Annotated in this window: 18 protein-coding genes; 14 read left to right on the plus strand and 4 right to left on the minus strand. The window is 69.8% G+C overall.

Annotation, left to right across the window (positions count from 1 at the left end; all coding sequences use genetic code 11):
- The first annotated feature begins 88 nt into the window (after nucleotides 1–88).
- Entirely contained in the window at nucleotides 89–478 is a 390-nt protein-coding gene (locus tag PKF00_RS35250) for a nuclear transport factor 2 family protein (RefSeq protein WP_271222049.1), read from the plus strand.
- A gap of 533 nt (nucleotides 479–1,011) precedes the next feature.
- On the opposite strand, the gene PKF00_RS35255 is transcribed toward PKF00_RS35250, so the two are convergent.
- The gene (locus PKF00_RS35255; RefSeq protein WP_271222050.1) at nucleotides 1,012–1,323 is read right to left on the minus strand and encodes a hypothetical protein; all 312 of its coding nucleotides are present in this window, start codon (nucleotides 1,321–1,323) and stop codon (nucleotides 1,012–1,014) included.
- 580 nt (nucleotides 1,324–1,903) lie between these two features.
- On the opposite strand from PKF00_RS35255, the gene PKF00_RS35260 reads away from it, so the two are divergent.
- From PKF00_RS35260 to PKF00_RS35280, 6 genes are all read left to right on the plus strand, one after another.
- Nucleotides 1,904–3,385, plus strand: coding sequence for an NsdA family TPR-like regulatory protein (locus PKF00_RS35260; RefSeq protein WP_271222051.1), 1,482 nt, complete (start codon nucleotides 1,904–1,906; stop codon nucleotides 3,383–3,385).
- A 361-nt stretch (nucleotides 3,386–3,746) separates the two neighbouring features.
- A complete protein-coding gene (locus PKF00_RS44760) occupies nucleotides 3,747–3,944 on the plus strand; it encodes a Scr1 family TA system antitoxin-like transcriptional regulator (RefSeq protein ID WP_369011193.1) in 198 nt (65 codons plus the stop codon).
- 7 nt (nucleotides 3,945–3,951) lie between these two features.
- Nucleotides 3,952–4,155, plus strand: coding sequence for a DUF397 domain-containing protein (locus PKF00_RS35265; protein ID WP_271222052.1), 204 nt, complete (start codon nucleotides 3,952–3,954; stop codon nucleotides 4,153–4,155).
- A 188-nt stretch (nucleotides 4,156–4,343) separates the two neighbouring features.
- Nucleotides 4,344–5,168 (plus strand): DUF6461 domain-containing protein, encoded by an 825-nt coding sequence (locus tag PKF00_RS35270; protein ID WP_271222053.1) that lies wholly within the window; start codon nucleotides 4,344–4,346, stop codon nucleotides 5,166–5,168.
- A 409-nt stretch (nucleotides 5,169–5,577) separates the two neighbouring features.
- Nucleotides 5,578–6,945: a carotenoid oxygenase family protein gene (locus PKF00_RS35275; RefSeq protein WP_271222054.1), complete on the plus strand. Its 1,368-nt coding sequence runs from the start codon at nucleotides 5,578–5,580 to the stop codon at nucleotides 6,943–6,945.
- Between the two features lie 83 nt (nucleotides 6,946–7,028).
- On the plus strand, nucleotides 7,029–7,568 hold the full coding sequence (locus PKF00_RS35280; RefSeq protein ID WP_271222055.1) for a GNAT family N-acetyltransferase: 540 nt from the start codon (nucleotides 7,029–7,031) through the stop codon (nucleotides 7,566–7,568).
- Nucleotides 7,569–7,582: 14 nt separating this feature from the next.
- Here PKF00_RS35280 and PKF00_RS35285 read toward each other — a convergent pair whose 3' ends face one another.
- Nucleotides 7,583–8,020, minus strand: coding sequence for a hypothetical protein (locus PKF00_RS35285; RefSeq protein ID WP_271222056.1), 438 nt, complete (start codon nucleotides 8,018–8,020; stop codon nucleotides 7,583–7,585).
- Between the two features lie 166 nt (nucleotides 8,021–8,186).
- Here PKF00_RS35285 and PKF00_RS35290 point away from each other — a divergent pair, with 166 nt between their 5' ends.
- The 6 genes from PKF00_RS35290 (at nucleotide 8,187) to PKF00_RS35315 (ending at nucleotide 15,175) form a co-directional block, all read left to right on the plus strand.
- Nucleotides 8,187–8,585 (plus strand): DUF4259 domain-containing protein, encoded by a 399-nt coding sequence (locus PKF00_RS35290; protein WP_271222057.1) that lies wholly within the window; start codon nucleotides 8,187–8,189, stop codon nucleotides 8,583–8,585.
- Nucleotides 8,586–8,780: 195 nt separating this feature from the next.
- The gene (locus PKF00_RS35295) at nucleotides 8,781–9,920 is read left to right on the plus strand and encodes a glycerophosphodiester phosphodiesterase (protein WP_271222058.1); all 1,140 of its coding nucleotides are present in this window, start codon (nucleotides 8,781–8,783) and stop codon (nucleotides 9,918–9,920) included.
- A 645-nt stretch (nucleotides 9,921–10,565) separates the two neighbouring features.
- Nucleotides 10,566–11,477, plus strand: a complete 912-nt coding sequence (locus PKF00_RS35300) for a hypothetical protein (protein WP_271222059.1) — start codon at nucleotides 10,566–10,568, stop codon at nucleotides 11,475–11,477.
- Nucleotides 11,478–11,490: 13 nt separating this feature from the next.
- A complete protein-coding gene (locus PKF00_RS35305; RefSeq protein ID WP_271222060.1) occupies nucleotides 11,491–12,354 on the plus strand; it encodes a class F sortase in 864 nt (287 codons plus the stop codon).
- Nucleotides 12,351–13,955, plus strand: coding sequence for a DUF2079 domain-containing protein (locus PKF00_RS35310; protein ID WP_271222061.1), 1,605 nt, complete (start codon nucleotides 12,351–12,353; stop codon nucleotides 13,953–13,955). The genes PKF00_RS35305 and PKF00_RS35310 overlap by 4 nt, the downstream gene beginning before the upstream one ends.
- 74 nt (nucleotides 13,956–14,029) lie before the next feature.
- On the plus strand, nucleotides 14,030–15,175 hold the full coding sequence (locus tag PKF00_RS35315) for an acetyl-CoA C-acetyltransferase (RefSeq protein WP_271222062.1): 1,146 nt from the start codon (nucleotides 14,030–14,032) through the stop codon (nucleotides 15,173–15,175).
- 137 nt (nucleotides 15,176–15,312) lie between these two features.
- Here PKF00_RS35315 and PKF00_RS35320 read toward each other — a convergent pair whose 3' ends face one another.
- Nucleotides 15,313–15,495, minus strand: a complete 183-nt coding sequence (locus tag PKF00_RS35320; protein WP_271222063.1) for a hypothetical protein — start codon at nucleotides 15,493–15,495, stop codon at nucleotides 15,313–15,315.
- A gap of 143 nt (nucleotides 15,496–15,638) precedes the next feature.
- On the opposite strand from PKF00_RS35320, the gene PKF00_RS35325 reads away from it, so the two are divergent.
- The gene (locus tag PKF00_RS35325; protein ID WP_271222064.1) at nucleotides 15,639–15,917 is read left to right on the plus strand and encodes a hypothetical protein; all 279 of its coding nucleotides are present in this window, start codon (nucleotides 15,639–15,641) and stop codon (nucleotides 15,915–15,917) included.
- A gap of 82 nt (nucleotides 15,918–15,999) precedes the next feature.
- On the opposite strand, the gene PKF00_RS35330 is transcribed toward PKF00_RS35325, so the two are convergent.
- Nucleotides 16,000–16,734: a class I SAM-dependent methyltransferase gene (locus PKF00_RS35330; RefSeq protein WP_271222065.1), complete on the minus strand. Its 735-nt coding sequence runs from the start codon at nucleotides 16,732–16,734 to the stop codon at nucleotides 16,000–16,002.
- Nucleotides 16,735–16,758 lie beyond the last annotated feature (24 nt).

A 16,758-nucleotide genomic window follows, 5' to 3' on the forward strand; every position in this document is an offset into this window, starting at 1 on the left:
ACATGGAGCGTGAGCCATGACCGCATCCCCGGCGTCCTCCGTACCACCGCCGTCCTCTGCCGCGAGCCCGCTCGAGGTTCTCCGACAGGTGCAACGGGCGTCCCTGGGCGGCGACCACGCCGCCTTCGTCGATCTCCTGGCGGAGGACGCCCTCGTGGAGTGGCCCCACACCCCGCCGGGCCTTCCGAGTCGCGTTCGAGGACGGGAGAACATCAGGGCCCTGCTGGCGCGCGCGACGGGCTCACCCGTCAGGCTTCACGAGATCCGCTCGGAGACCGTGCACCGCACCCTCGACCCGGAAGTGATCATCGCCGAGTACGAGGCACACGGTGAGATCACGACGACAGGTCGTCCCTACCGGCAACAGATCATCCTCGTGATCAGAGTCAGGGACGGTCGCATCGTCTCCCTCCGCGACTACCTGGACCCCCTCGTCCTCGCCCAGGCCACCGGCCGTTCGCAGGCTTCGCCTTCCTGAGCCGCCAGACGGAGGCCGACACCTGGAGCCTGTGGGCGGACGTGCCGTCGCCGCGTCAGGCCCCGGTGCCGGTCGAGGTCGGTGCGCTGCCAGGCGGCGAGAGTTTCGGGATCGAGGACCGTGGCCCTCCGAGCGTGGAGCGGGGCGGCCTTCCCGGATTCGGCGCCCCGCCCCACGCGGCTCTCACGCCGCAGGCGGGCGGCCTTCCCGGGGTGGCGGTTGATGTTCGATCTCGACCAGCCGGATCAGGTGCATGAGGTCCTGGGCGTTCCTGGCCTCGACGGGTTCGGGGTCGGCGACGATCCAGCAGGGGAAGGCCCAGTAACGCTGGGCCCAGCAGCGCCAGACGACGACCCATCCGGGATTTCGGGTCTCCAGATCGAGGGCCTCACGGGCGGAGCCGGGGGCGGGAGTCGGCGGTGCCGCGCGACCGGGTGGGGGGAGTGGCAGCGCCGTACGGCGGGCGGCGGAAGGCGGCGGTTCCGTACGGCCGGGAGCCTCGGTCGGCGGTGCCGAGCGGTCGGTCTCGGGGGTCAGCCGTGCCGCCGTACGGCTGAGCTCACGACGTAGCCGATCCGCTGGGCTGCGACGTCGGTCTCGTCGACGGAGGCGATTCTTTCCGACCAGGACCACCAGAACCACCAGGTTCCTTCCTGCGGTGCGGCGTAGACGATCTCGGACAGGGCGGGGGCGTCGGGACTGAGGACGACGAGTTGGAGGGAGCCGCGCCGGGACGTGCGGATGCGGGTGTGCAGGCCGTGTCGCATGAGGCGTTCGGTCAGGCGGGCCAGGTGCGCGGTCGCGGTGATCGTGACCTCGGGGTCGGGGACGTCGGGAACGGCCACGGGGCCTCCGGTGGTGAGGTGCGGGATCGGGCTTCTCCGTGTTCTCGGTCGAGGTGGCCCCCGACGGGTGTGGGAAGGGCGTCGGGGGCCGGTGTCCGGCCGTGACGGAGCCGCTCGGGCCGGACGTCTGTGGAGCGGCTCCGCCTCTCGTGATCAGGGAAGGCGTGGGAGCCGCCCCGGTGTGTCAACACGGCAGGCCGGCCGTGTTCCGAAAGGGGACCCGGTCAGATGAGAGTGGCTCCGCCCCCACCCCTCCAAGAAGAAGCGGAGCCACCCGTCCCCGGAAACTGACGGCGTCTGCGCACACCACGCTTCCGGGGGCCGCGCATCCGGCCGCCGCCTTCACGGCTTACGGCGGTCGGATGAGATCGGTGCGTCTGTTTGACCGGGCCGGTTGCACGACCCCAGGAAACATCGGGAAACGAACAACTCCGACCCCTGCATGCGAGGAGTCGACTACTTTCCGCGACGAAAGTTGATTCCCCACTTGAAGGGGATGTCACGATGTGTGATCGAGACATAGCGTTGGGGGACTGCGTGTTCGTTCGGAGAGGGGCAGCCTGCAGTGGACGCCATCGGCATGCGACGTCAGATCAGCGAGCTACGCGGTGCCCTTCAGCGGCAGGGTGCGACGAGACGACAGATCGCGGCGATCATCGCCCAGCGGTTCCAGGTGAATCCCCGGGTGGCGTTTCGCCACGCGGCGGGATTGACACAGGCGGAGGTGGCCGAGCTCTACAACCGCCACTGGCCGAGTGAGCCGCCCAAGACCTTCAAGAACGTCTCCTACTGGGAATGCTGGCGGGGACCCGAGTCCTTCGGCACCTCCTCTTCCTCCCGCGCGCCGTCGTATCAGGATCTGACGAGGCTGGCCGACCTGTACGGATGCTTGATCGACGACCTGCTTCGCGAACCAGGCCCGTCACAGTCGACCGTTCCCTCGACCCTGCCGCTCTCCGACGTCCTGTCAATGTCGAAAGGCGACGGTTACCCTGAAGAGGCCGAGGACGATGACGAGGTCATCGCCGTAAGCATCCCCACCGGCGAAGGGGCCATCACCGTGACGCTTTCCCGCCGCCAGTTCACCCATCTGCTGGCCGCTGCCGGCCTGACGGCGATGCTGCCCGAAACGGCCCTCGCCTCCGATTCGCTTGCCGAAGCGACGGCCCGCTCGACCGCCGGGCTGAGCGGTGCCGACTACCGGCAACTCCTGGCCGCTCATCAGACAGGGCATCGTCTTCTCGACCCGCGTTCCCACATCGCCTCCCTGCGTCGCACGCTGCACGACATCAACCGCGTCCGGGAAGACGCGGGAACCGCCACCCGTCGTGATCTACGGCAGGTGCAGGGCGAATACGCCGAGCATCTGAGCTGGCTGTACCGCGAGTGCGGCGACGTCGCCTCGTGCAAAAGATGGGCCGACCAGGCGACCGCGTGGGCGCTTGAGGGCGGCGACACCTCCATGGCCGCCTACATGATGGTCAGAAAGGCCAGCCTCGCACTGGACGCCGGTGACTCCACCACGGCCGTCGAGCTGGCGACCGCCGTGCGCGGGGCCTCCTGGACCGTCCCGCCGGTCCTGTACGGCGTCGCCAGGACGTACGAAGCTCGTGGGTACGCGCTCGACGGCACGGTCGCCACCGCCCAGCTCGACGAGGCGTCGGAGCTGATCGCCGAAGGGCGTTCCGAAGGCGATCCGGCCTATCTGCGGTTCTTCACCGTCGACTTCGCCGACGTCCAGCGGGCGACCTGCTACGTGGACGCCGGGCTTCCCGGGCGAGCGGTGACCATCCTGCAGAGCAAGGTCACCTCCCTGCCGGTCTCCCATCACCGTGACCGAGCCGTCCATCTCGCGCGGCTCGGAGCCGCCCACGCCGCTGACCGGGTGCCTGACGCCGCCGCCTTCGCCGCGCTCGGATCGCTTGTCGAAGCGCGGCGAGCGTCCTCTGAGCACGTCCTGACGGAGCTCGCCCAGCTGGACACCGTTCTGACGACTCGCTGGCCGAACCAACCGCAGGTCCGGCAGTTTCACGAGGCCCTCAGCGAGGCCCGGGCCACCTGAGACGCACGGTGCCCTGAGCGCTGTCCGAAGTACGCCTGGCCAGATCTGCCTAGGTTCGCTTGGTAACGCACATTCATCTGGCGAGAAACGGCTCATTGAGCGGGAGCCGACTGGAGGCGTTTCAAGCGGTTACGTCGATGCCCGGCTTGGATTGGCCGCCGGGACGTGACTCAGTGGGGGCGCAGCGGGGAGCGCGAGGGGCGTCAGCCCCTCGTTGCCGGGGGGCGAAGGGGGCGGCACGCCCCCTGGGCGGCGCTGTCCGAGCGGGAGTCGCGCGAAGCGCGTCGAGCGGCGAGGGCCGATGGCACATGCCGTGACGAGGATCGATTTCGTGGTCGCGGCCTGACCTGCCTGCCGACCGATAGGTTCTCTTCCATGCCGGTCGGAACAGGATCCCTCCGTCGTCTATCTGGAGACCGCGACCGACTCCCTCCATTTGGAGAAGTCAGCGGAAATCCAGACATATAGCCTTAGATTCAACCGGGTTGTGGCGACGGCGTTGTCACCCCAGGAGTCCATTGAACACCTGAAGGACCTTGCGGATCACCTGCGAAAGTAGAGGCGAAATGGAACCCCTCCAGACCGAACTCGCCTGGCGCACCAGCACGTTCAGTGGTGAACACGACAACTGTGTGGAGGTCGCCTGCTTGCCTGACGGTGGCTGGGCTGTGCGTGACAGCAAGGATCGGCGCGGGGCGGTCCTGGAGTTCACGGCGGTGGAGTGGAACGCCTTCGTCGATGTCGTGAAGTCGGGCGAGTTCGACGGTTAGGGGAGCGCGAGGGGCGTCAGCGCCTCGTTGCCGGGGGGCGAAGGGGGCGGCACGCCCCCTGGGCGGCGCTGTCCGAGCGGGAGTCGCGCGAAGCGCGTCGAGCGGCGAGGGCCGATGGCACATGCCGTGACGAGGACCGATTTCGTGGCCGCGGCCTGACCTGCCTGCCGACCGATAGGTTCTCTTCCATGCCGGATCGCGAGGTCTCCCCGCTACGCGTGTCGCACCTCCTCATCAGCAGCGAGCTGAGTCGGCGCATCCGCGAGTGGGGAAAGGCCCAAGGGCTGGGGGTCAGTGAGCGTGGCCGTATCGCCTCCCAGGTCATCGATGCCTTTTTCGTGGCCCACCCCGACGCGCTCGCGGCCGCGGACCGGATCGAGCTGGTCCGCGCCGTCGTCCGGGAACCGGGTGACGGGCGCGCGACCCCCGACGACTACGCCTGGCAGGACGACTTCGGGACGCTGGGCCCCAGCTACACCCTCACCTTCGTCCAGGCCTTGGACGAAGGCGAGGTCCTGCACCGGTTCGGGGTCGCGCCGCAGGACGTCGAGCCGCTCACCGACGGGGATGTGTACGAGCGTCTCGAGGTGACCGGCGGCCAGAGTGACCTCGTCATGGTGGTCGGCCTCGGAGAGTGGACCGTCGCGGTGGAGAAGTCAGGCTGGCAGGGTGTGCACCCCGAGACGCTCCGAGAGCTGTCACGGGACGGCGGGCAGGCCATGGCGGTCAGCCGCCAAGACTACGCCCGCCACCGCTTCGCCTACGCCGCCGACGGACAGGTCCTCACCTCCTTCAACCCGGAATTCCCCGGTAACCGCGAGGGCGTCGACCCCGGCCACCTCGACGGGCATCTGCGTGCGCTCGGCATCGACCCCGCGGCCGACGACCAGATCGACAACCACCTTCCTGCCGCCCTGGCTCTCGCGTCGAGGATCAGCGGTGTCATGCTCACTCCCGCCCACCTTGAAGGGCCGCTCCTCGGTGGGCGCATCACCACCCCGCTCGCGATCTGAGCATCCGCCGGCTGCCTTCTTCCGTCCTGGTGTCCCCGGTATCCAGTCGTCTCCTGTGACCGTCCTGGCGTCCCAGGTATCCGGTCGTTTTCCGTGACCGGTTGAGCACGTCTTGTCCGATAAGGGGAGCGTGAGGGGCGTCAGCCTCTCGTTGCCGGGGGGCGAAGGGGGCGGCACGCCCCCTGGGCGGCGCTGTCCGAGCGGAGTCGCGCGGAGCGCGTTGAGCGGTGAGGGCCGATGGCACGGCCGGACGAGAACCGATTTCGTGGCCGTGGCCTGACCTGCGCCGAAGTGGGGCGGCTGACGCGGCAGGCAAGAACAAGACTGTTTCTTCGATGGTCTGCCAGGCACTCTGGGCGGCGTCACCGGCCTCATCACGGGAGGCCGGACATCGTCATGGGAGAGCAGGATGACCCTGGAAACAGGCAGTGACGTGCCGTTGCACCTGGCGGGCAACAACGCGCCGATCGCCGAGGAGGTGACGCTGGAGCCGAGCGAGGTGGTCGGTTCCATCCCCGAGGAGCTGTCGGGGCAGTTCTTCCGCAACGGCCCGAACCCGCGCACGGGATGGTCGCCGCACTCCTTCGCGGGCGACGGGATGATCCACACCGTCGCGCTGGAGGAGGGCAGGGCCACCTGGTACCGCAACCGGTACGTGCGCACCCCGCTGTACGAGCACCCGGGCGAGTCGCGGTTCGCCCTGGCCTTCGACCCGGTCACCTCACGGATCGACTACCGGGTCACCACCGCGAACACGCACCTGGTCGCCCACGCGGGCCGGTTGTTCGCCCTGGAGGAGGGCGGTTTCCCGTACGAGGTGACCCCTGAGCTGGCCACGATCGGGGCCTTCACCTTCGACGGGGCGCTGCGGACGCCGATGACCGCGCATCCGAAGACCTGCCCCGTCACCGGGGAACTGCTGTTCTTCGGCTACCGCCTCAGGCCTCCCTATCTCACCTACTACCGGGCGTCCCCGGACGGTGAGGTGCTCCAGACGCAGGTGGTGGACGTGCCCAGGGCGACGATGATGCACGACTTCGCGGTCACCGAACACCATGTGATCTTCATGGACCTGCCCGTCGTGTTCGACGAACGGCAGGCGGCCGTGGGCGGGCCGCCGTGGAGGTGGGACGACGCTCACCGCGCCCGGTTCGGGGTCCTGCCCAGGGCCGACGGCGAAGCGCCGGTGCGGTGGTTCGACGTCGAGCCCTGCTACGTGTGGCACACCATGAACGCCTTCGAGAGCGAGGACTCGATCACCGTGACCGGCACCCGCGTCGAGACGCTGTGGCGTCAGGGCGCGGACGACCACGGCGGCGGGCTGCCCGCGCTGTACAGGTGGACCCTCCACCTCGCCTCGGGAACCGTCACGGAGGGCCCGCTGGACGACGCGTCCAGCGAGTATCCACGAGTGGCCGACGCCAGGATCGGGCTGCCCCACCGCTACGGCTACATGGTCTCCTTCTCCATGGAGGCCGAGCCGGAACGCACCGAGATCTACAAGTACGACCTCGACCGGGGCGGCGTGCGCGACGTTCACCGCCTGCCCGCCGGTCACACCTGCGGAGAGGCCGTCTTCGTCCCCCGCGCCTCGGGCCGCCACGAGGACGACGGCTATCTGATGACCTTCGCCCACGACCGCTCCCGGGGGACCGGCTACCTGGCGATCCTGGACGCCGCCGACCTCGCCGCCGCCCCGGTCGCCGAGATTCACCTGCCCGTGCGCGTCCCCGCGGGCTTCCACGGCAACTGGGTCCCCGGACGACGCAGGCCGTGACGTCGACCGCGAGGACGGCGCCTGCGATGCCTGTCGCGGCGGATGCCTGGCGGTCCGGTTGACGGCTCCATAGCGTGTCGGCCATGAGCGACGATCAAGTGGTGTTACGGCCCGTGGCCGAGGACGACCTGCGGGTGTTGGAGCGCTTCCTGACCGATCCCGAGGCGGCCGGACTGTTCGCGTGGCAGGGGTGGTCGGATCCCGGCAGGCTGCGCCGCATGTGGGCGGAGAACGGCCTCTTCGACACCGAGGGGGGTCGGCTTCTGGTGACGTGCGGCGCCGACCGGGTGGGCTTCGTCTCCTGGCGTAAGATCCTGACCTCGCGGACCTCCTCCTGCTGGAACCTGGGCATCGCCCTGCTCCCGGAAGCCCGGGGCAGGGGTTTCGGCACCAGGGCCCAGCGGTTGGCGGTGGAGTATCTGTTCGCCCACACCCAGGCGGCCAGGGTCGAGGCGGTCACCGAGATCACCAACGTCGCCGAGCAGCGCGCGCTGGAGAAGGCCGGTTTCACCAGGGAGGGCGTGTTGCGCGGCTACGCCTTCAGGAACGGGCGGTGGCGTGACGCGGTGATCTACAGCGTGCTGCGCGACGAGGTCCACCTCGCCGACGACGCGACCCCCTGACGACAGGTGTCACGTCAGGGGGCGAGACGTAGGCGGATCAGGTGGCCGTGGGTGGCGAAGGGGCCGTCGCCGTCGTGCATGCCCGTGACGCAGTCGACCGTCGTCTCGTCGACCTGCCGGACGAAGAAGGACGTCTCGGCGATCGTCGCGAGCAGCCGTACGGCGTCGCGGACCGACAGCTCCCGCGCCGCGACCTCCGTCGTCGAGGCGAGCGGTTGGAGGTCGACGACGTACACGCCGTCGTCCGCCAGACGGGCTCCGGTCAGCCGCCACGGAGAGTCGGGCCGCTCGCAGGCCCGTCGCAGATGGGGGAGCAGGTGCGCGTCGGGGTCCTCGGTGACCCAGCCGTCACGGCCCAGATGGGTCAGGAGCTGCCGCACGGCGGGGGCGAGCGCCTCGCCCGAGGCGATGCCGGTGAAGCGGTCGTCGGTGTCCCAGCGTCTGCGTTCCATGGGCCGACCGTAGCCGTCGGATACGACGAAATCCGGTGCGACGGCATCGCCGCGCGATGGAGGCGCGCGCGGCGTCGTTGTCGGTGCCGCTCCCTACGATCGGCCCGTTCCGAGTGACGACGAGTCCGACCGGCGACGAGTTCGGACGACGATGGAGAGGTGCGGCATGGGAGCCTGGGACATGGGGCCGTTCGAGAACGACGGCGCTCTCGACCTGCTTGACGAGCTCGGCGGTACGGCCGACCCGGCGGGCGCGCTCGCCGGGGCGATGCGGGAGATCCTGGCCCAGGGCGACTACGTGGAGAGTCCGGAGATGTCCGGTGTCGTGGCGGCGGCCTGCCTCGTCGGCGCGCGTCTGATCGGCTCCGAGCCCGCCGCCGTGGCCGCCGAGTGGTTGGAGGCCAACCCGTTCGAGGTCGACGCCGGGCTTCGCGGCCTGGCGGTGAGCACCCTCGACAGGGCCACACGGCCCGGTGACAACGAGCTGTACGAGCTGTGGGAGGACGCGGACGGCATCCAGGCCTGGCTCGACAAGCTGACCCCGTACCGGCGGGCGCTCGCCTGACGGCGACCGGCACGCGTGCGCTCGGGCGTTTCGAGGGTGATGGTCTGAGGAGGTGACGGCCTGAGGAGGGGGAGCTTCGTTCTTCTGATCGTTTAGGTGCCTTGGCGTGCCGGGTAGGTGAGGGGATGTCAGCGTTCCCCCCGCGAGAGTCGGACGGGCGGGGGTGCCGGAGTGGTCGGCAAGGTGTCGGCGGGTGTGTTGGCCGTGCTCGTGGGGGCGGGACTGGGAGGACCGGCGGAGGCGGTGACGTTCGACGTCTCTCCGTCCGCCGGGGTGACGTCCGTCCCGCGGATGTGCGGTGACAGGGAGCCGATCGTCATCGCGCATCGCGGCGCCAGCGCCTTCCGGCCCGAGCACACGCTCTCCGCCTACGAGGCCGCCATCCGGATGGGCGCCGACTACATCGAGCCCGACCTGGTCTCCACCAAGGACCACGTGCTGGTCGCCCGGCACGAGAACGAGCTCTCGCTGACCACCGACGTCCGTGACCACCTCGAGTTCGCCGACCGCAGGACGACCAAGACGATCAACGGCCGCCGGCGGACCGGCTGGTTCACCGAGGACTTCACGCTCGACGAGCTCCGCACCCTCAGGGCCAGGGAGCGCTTTCCCATGCTGCGGCCGGGCAACACGGTCTACGACGGGCTGGAGCCGATCCCCACCCTGGACGAGGTCATCACGCTCGCGCAGCGCAACGGCGTCGGCGTCCACGCCGAGACCAAGCACCCGAGTCACTTCGCCTCGATCGGGCTGCCGCTCGAGGAGCCGTTGCTGGAAAGCCTCAGGAGACACGGCTGGGACAGCCCCTGCGCCCCGGTGTTCGTCCAGTCCTTCGAGACCGGAAACCTCAGGCGGATGCGCTCCGCCACCCGGGTGCGGCTCATCCAGCTCATCGACGGGGAGGGCAGGCCGTACGACCTGACGAAGGCCGGTGAGCCGCGCACGTACGACGACATGGTCACCCCGGCGGGACTCGAGGAGATCGCAAGCTACGCCGACGGCGTCGGCGTGGTCATCGCGCGGATCGTGCCGACCGGTCCTGACGGGAAGCTGGGCGCACCGACCTCGCTCGTCCGGGACGCCCACCAGAGGGGTCTGCAGGTCCATGTCGCGACCGTCCGTGACGAGAACACACATCTTCCGGTCGAATACCGGAGGGGTGACCCCGCGGAGCGGGGCTACCAGCGCGCGGCGGGAGACGTGGCGGGCTGGCTGGAGCACCTCTACAGGCTCGGCGTGGACGGGGTCTTCGCCGACGATCCCGACATCGCGCGGGCCACCAGGGACCGCCTTCTCGCCGACGGCCGCCTTCTCAGCGACGGACGAGACGACTGACCTCCTGCCTCCGACGTCTCCTGCCTCCGACGACTTCTCTGTCTCCCCCGTCCCCCTGCCTCCTGCCGTCTCCTGCCTCCCGGCGACCTTCCCGCCCCGCGCCCTCCCTGTGTTCTCCCCATGACCCCCATGTGCCATCTCCATGCCTCCCGCGCCAGAGGTGACCTCACGGCGGGACGTGCTCTCACGATCCTGGGAAGGACGCCAATCAGCGGACCTGACGCCTGACGCCTGCCTGACGCTTGACGCCTGCCTGGTGTCTGACGCCTGCCTGGTGTCTGACGCCTGCCTGGTGTCTGACGCCTGATGTTCGCCTGACGTCTGGCCTTTGACATCTCCCTGACGGTTGGCGCCTGCCTGACGTCGGGCGTCCGCTTGATGTCTTTCGGTGTTTTTCGGCCGCTCGACATCTGCCGGGCCGCCTGACGCCTTTCGGTCGATCGGCGGCTGTTTGCCGACTCGCGCGGATGGGCGCTCAAGGGTGAAGATGACCACGATGGGATGGGAGGGAATTTATGCCCGTTTTCCCAACACCCGTGCATCTCTCGGTTTGTGTTCATAGGATCTATGCCGGACTGTGACCATGGCCTGGAATCGTGGGCAACCGCGCCAAAGCGGTCAGCTGTGCCGAAATGGGGAGAAACTGTGCTGAAGTCCAAGACGCGGCGTCGCGTCGCGGCTAAGACGGCTGCCATCGGAGTGGTGAGCGCGGGCCTTCTCTTCGGCGCCGTCCCGGCGATCGCCTCCCTGGCGGCGGCTCCCAAGCCGGTCAGCTACACGTGCACCTCTGTTTCGGGCGTGGCCGCCGCCAGCCCCTACAAGCTGCTGATGGACGTGTCGGGCCCCCTCACCTCCACACCCGGTTCCACCATCGTGGTGACCTGGAAGCTGGGGCAGCCCGCCGCCTCGCCGAGCCTGGGCGTCCCCGCGGCGATCGCGGTGGGAGACCGGCTCGTGGTCGAGGCGGAGGTGGCGATCTCCGGCTCCCCCGTCCCGAGCTCCACGGGGAACCGGGAGGTCACGGGCACCTCCACTCCAGGGGCGGTCGCCTCCGGCGTGGCGCCGACGCTCCCCAGCGTGCTGATCACCCTGACCCCGACCGCGACGGGGGTCGTCGCGGTCCGGCCCGACGCCTTCACCCTCGTCCACCAACAGGCGGCGGGCACCGGCGTCGGCAGCAGCCTGTACGACTGCACGGTCGCGAACCCGGCGGAGGCGTCCGCCGCCGCGCTGACGATCACCGTGAACACCTCGGGGGCTGGCACCGGCACGCCCGGCACCAGCACCCCCACGAGCACGAGCACGAGCACAGGCACCCCGACGCCCACGCCCACCTACACCACGCCCGAGCCGACGGTCACCGTCACCCAGACCAAGACGTCGAAGCCCAGGAAGACCACGCAGATCGACAAGACCCCTGGAGGCGGCGCCGCGACGGGCGGCGGCGGAGAGGCCGGGCCCGACGCGCGGATGATCATGTTCGGTGGGGCGATGATGGCGGCGGCGGCCGGGATCGGCGGGCTGATGCTGCGCCGCCGTACCGCGACCAGGGGCTGACCGGGGCGCCTGGATGACCACCCCGCCGCCGGACGGCTGGCCGCCGAGGCATCCTCCCAGGCCCGCGCCGCCGTACGCCCAGGGGCCCGTCCACCCGGTCTACCCGCACCAGGGGCAGCCGGGATACGGCCCGCCGTACGAGCAGCCGTACCAGCAGTGGCCGCCCGAGCGGTTCGACGGCAGCAGGATCCTGCGCTCGGTGCTCATCCTGGCCGGGGTCGCCGGAGTGGTCACGGTCGTGGTGGGCCTGCTGCTCATGATGGCCTCGCCCGAGCAGTACGGCCTCGCGGACCAGCGCACCACGTTGCCGCCCCGCAACCCGGCCAACGCCACCGCGCCCGCCGACTCCTACTTCCAGGGGGCCCCGACCGAGCCGCCGCCGCTGCCGAGCGTCCCGCCCGCCCCCGCCATGCAGCCCTCGACCCCGGTGCGTCTGGTCATCAAGCGTCTGAACATCAACGCCCCGATCACCTCCGTCGGGCTCGACAAGCAGGGCGCGATCGAGGTGCCGTCGGCCGGCGACCCCAATCTGGTCGGCTGGTACAGGTCCGGCCCCACAGCGGGTGAGGCCGGACCGGCGATCATGCTGGGTCACAAGGACACCCGGTCGGGGAGCGCGGTCTTCAGCCGTCTCGGTGAGATCCGGAACGGCGACACGATCGAGGTGCACCGCAAGGACGGCATCATCGCGGTTTTCACGGTAGGCGGACTCGAACAGGCGGAGAAGACGGTGTTCCCGACGCAGCGCGTTTACGGCGAATCGCCCAACCCCCAGCTTCATCTGATCACGTGCGGCGGCACCTACGACCGCACGACCGGTCACTACACCGACAACGTCATCGCCTACGCGACGATGACCAGCACCCGCAGAGCATGAGCGCCGTGACAACGGCCGCGGAGGAGCCGGTCGAGAAAACCCGCGAGACCCCCGACCTCTCCTCCTTCGTGCGCCTGCGGCGGCACGGGCTGACGCTGGGGGCGCTCGTGGCGCTGGCCGCGACGGCCTACACGGTGCTCGGCCTGGTCAAGCTCTCCACCTTCAAGGCCAGCATCTTCGACCTGGCGATCTTCGACCAGGCCGTGCGTGGCTACGCGCACTTCGGGCCGCCGGCCGCGCCGACGGTCGGCATGTTCTACGGCCAGGGGATGGACTTCCTCCAGCTCGCCGACCACTTCTCGCCGATCCTGGTCGTCCTGGCCCCGCTGTACTGGATCCACGACGGCCCGGAGACCCTGATCGTCGCGCAGGCGGCGCTGCTCGCGCTGGCCGCCGTCCCCGTCTGGCACTACGCCGAACGCCGCCTCGGCCCGGTCTCCGCCCACCTGGTCGCGGCGGCCTACCTGGTGTCGTGGCCGGTCGCGCAGGTCGCCGGGTTCGACTTCCACGAGGTCGCCTTCGTCCCGCTGCTCAGCGCGATCATGATCGAGCGGGCCGACGCGGGCCGGATGCGCTTCGCGATACCCGCGGCACTCGGCATCCTGCTGGTCAAGGAGGACATGGGCCTGCTGGTCGCCGGGTTCGGGGTGTACCTGTTCGTCACCAGGCGGCGCATTGAGGGCGCGGGGTTCGTCCTGTTCGGGCTGGGCGCGCTCATGGTCATCCGCGGCGTGCTGATGCCGCTGCTCGGCTCGGCGGGCGCGGGGTTCCACTGGGCGTACGGCAACTGGGGCACGACCCTGGGAGAGGTCGCCCTGGGCGTCGCCCGCGATCCGCTGGGCGCGCTGTGGCAGATGGTCAGCCCCGAGGTCAAGGTGGACACCCTGGCCTTCCTGCTGTGGCCGATGCTGCTGACCGCCCTGCTGTCCCCGCTGGTCCTGGTGGCGGTGCCGCTCGTCGCGGAGCGCTTCCTGGCCGACAGGCCGCAGTGGTGGGGGCCTGACTACCAGTACAACGCCTTCGTCGTCGCCATCCTCGTCTGCGCCGCCGTCGACGGGGTCCACCGGCTCGCCGGGTGGCTGACCGCGCGCTCGTCCAGGAAGACCTCCGACCGGCCCTCCGGGCAGTCCCCCGAAGACCTGGCAGACGAACCTTCCGGTCCGCCCTCCGGATCGCCGTCTCCCGACAGGCCCGCCCGGCGGTTCTCCGGGCGGGAGCTGACCGGGCGCTGGGCGTTCGCGGTCTGCGTCATCGGCCTCACGCTCGTCCCCAGGTTCGCGCTGGGCAACCTCCTGGAGTCGTCGTTCTACGAGGGCGAGCCGTACGTCGCGGCGGCGCGCGAGGCGGTGGCCAAGGTTCCCGACGGGGTGGTGGTCGAGGCGGCCAACAACGTCGGTCCCGCGCTCACCGCGCGGACGACCGTCCTGCTCTGGGGGCCGCAGGCCCACGGGGCGCCGTGGATCGTGGCCGACGTGGCCCGGTGGACCTACCCGTTCGGCGCGCCCGAGGTGCAGCAGCAGCGGGTCGACGAGGCGCTGCGGACCGGTTACGTGAAGGTGTACGACCGCGACGGCTATGTGGTGCTGAACCGGCCCTCCTGAGATCCTCGCCTCTGTTGTAGCCTCGTATCGACTGCTGGCCGAACAATGCTCGGTTCGCGTGGGTGGGAGGCACTGTGGCAGAGGCGTACATCGTCGGAGCGGTCCGCACTCCGGTCGGCAGGAAGAAAGGCGGACTGTCCGCCGTCCACCCTGTCGACCTGGCCGCGCACACCCTCGGAGCGCTCGTCGAGCGCACGGGCGTCGACCCGTCGGCGGTCGACGACGTGATCATGGGCTGTGTCATGCAGTTCGGCCCGCAGAGCATGGACATCGCGCGCAACGCCTGGCTGTCGGCGGGCCTGCCGGAAAGCGTCGCGGGGGTGACCGTCGACCGGCAGTGCGGCTCCTCCCAGCAGTCGATCCACTTCGCGGCCCAGGGAGTGCTCTCCGGCACCCAGGACCTCGTGGTCGCCGCCGGGGTCGAGTCCATGAGCATCGTGCCGATGGGCTCCTCCATCACCGCCGCGCTGGAGAAGGGCATGCCCTTCCCGTTCGGCGACAGATGGGTCGAGCGGTACGGCAAGCAGGAGATCTCCCAGTTCCGCGGGGCCGAGCTCATGTGCGAGAAATGGGACCTGAGCCGTGAGGAGCTCGAGCGGTTCGCCTACGAGAGCCACCAGCGCGCGGCGAAGGCCGTGGCCAACGGCTATTTCAGGGACCAGATCGCCCCGGTCGACGGCGTCGAGGACGACGAGGGCCCGCGCGCGGACACCACTCTGGAGAAGATGGCCTCGCTGAAGACGCTGCGGGACGGCGGCCGGATCACCGCGGCGACCTCCTCGCAGATCTCCGACGGCTCGGGAGCCCTTCTGATCGCCTCCGAGCAGGCGGTCCGCGACCACGGCCTGACCCCGAGGGCACGGATCGTCACCCTGGCGCTCACCGGCGACGACCCCGTCTACATGCTGACCGCGCCCATCCCCGCGACCCGCAAGGCGCTGGGGAAGGCGGGCCTGTCCATCGACGACGTCGACGTCACCGAGATCAACGAGGCGTTCGCCCCGGTCCCGCTCGCGTGGATCAGGGAGATCGGCGCGGACCCCGCCAAGGTCAACCCCAACGGCGGCGCGATCGCCCTGGGCCACCCGCTGGGCGGGACCGGCGCGATCCTGATGACCAAGCTCCTGCACGAGCTGGAGCGCACCGGCGGCAGATACGGCCTGCAGACGATGTGCGAGGGCGGAGGCCAGGCCAACGTAACGATCATCGAGCGCCTCTGACCCGGCGTGCGTCACCGGCCCGCGTGGCCGTTGAGCGCGATTGAGCGCGATTGAGCGCGGCTGAGTGTGGCTGCGTGCGGCTGAGCACGGCGAACGCCTCGGTCCCCGAGAATTCGGAGACCGAGGCGTTCGTGTCGTCAGCGACCGCCCTTGCCCGGGATCCGGCGCGGCTGACGGGTCGGCCTCATCGGTGTGGGAGGCATCGGCACGCGCCGGGGCGCCGCCGGAGGCAGCTTCCGCTCGGGAAGCCCGGGAAGCGGGAGGCTGGGCTTGACGGTCTTGTCGTCGCCGTCGTGGTTTCGGACAATACGAATTCGCATATGGACTCCTTGAGGATCATGACGACGCGGCCGTACGCCGTGCCGGAAACTCAGCTGCCGCGTCAGACGGACGGGACCGGAGAGCTGAGAGCGGGCGGATCAGTCGAGGCTGATCGACGCCGGCTTCCTAGGAGTTAATCCACATGCGAGCACCGTACGGTGGCCGCTTCGAGCGGTGCAAGTCATTTATCGCCGACCGCGGGCGGACGCTCTTCCTGGAGAGCGGCCCCGCGGAGAGCGGTCTTCCGCAGGAGCGGCCCTCAGGAGAGACGGTTTTCGGAGGAGACGGGCGGCGGTGGCTGCTGCTGGTCCCCGTCCGGCAGCCGCCGCCCGTCAGCCCGGCGGACAGGCGCGTTCCGGCCTCCCCCGAGGCGGTGAACGGCGACTGCCTTCCGGGCGTCCCCCCGTACGACCCAGACTAGAAGCGAAGAAAGGGCAGGAGATGAGACTTCCAACAACCTGAAAGCGTCATCGTCCCGCCCTTGAACTCCTGGCGCGCGAGGGCTACTTCTTCGGGACGCGGGCCACGCAGAAGACGGTCTGGCCGAACGGCGGCCTGATGAAACGCTCGATGAAACGGGTGGTCGGCACCACCGTGCGGTCGTAGATCTTGACCAGGCGGGGGTCGGGGTAGCCGACGCCGCCCCGGCGGACCGCGAGCCACCAGGCGATGCCGCCGAGGAAGTTGATCGGCTTGAGCACGTCGATGTCCAGCCCGGCCTTGGAGACCGTCCTGCGCAGGGTCGCGGGGGTGTAGCGGGTGACGTGGCCGACCTTGCGGTCGAAGTCTCCGTACAGCTGCATGTAGCCCGGCACCCAGATGACGATGCGGCCGCCGGGCAGGGTGACCCTGGCCAGGGACCGCAGGGCCTCGACGTCCTCCTCGATGTGCTCCAGGACGTTCATCATCACGACGGTGTCGACCTTCTCACCGATCGGGATGTCGGTCGGCAGGCCGAACTGCAGGACGTCGATGTCGTCGCGGCCCGCGAAGCGCTTGTTCAGCTGCTCGACGCAGTAGGGGTCGAAGTCGCTGACCACCAGCCTGTCCAGGCGGGGAAGGAACGCCTCGGCGAAGTGGCCGAGCCCCGAGCCGATCTCCAGCATGGACCTGCCCACGTGCGGGGCGACCATGTCGAGCTCGTACTGCCGGTAGTTCTTGGCTTCGTCCCCACCCAGGTGGTTCTCCAAGGCCTCGTCACCGGCCGCCGGTTGCACTACGCGGTCATACCCAGACATGCGGTTCCGTCCAGCTCACTCAAG

The sequence above is a fragment of the Streptosporangium carneum genome, assembly GCF_027922005.1.
GTDB classification, from domain to species: Bacteria; Actinomycetota; Actinomycetes; order Streptosporangiales; family Streptosporangiaceae; genus Streptosporangium; species Streptosporangium carneum.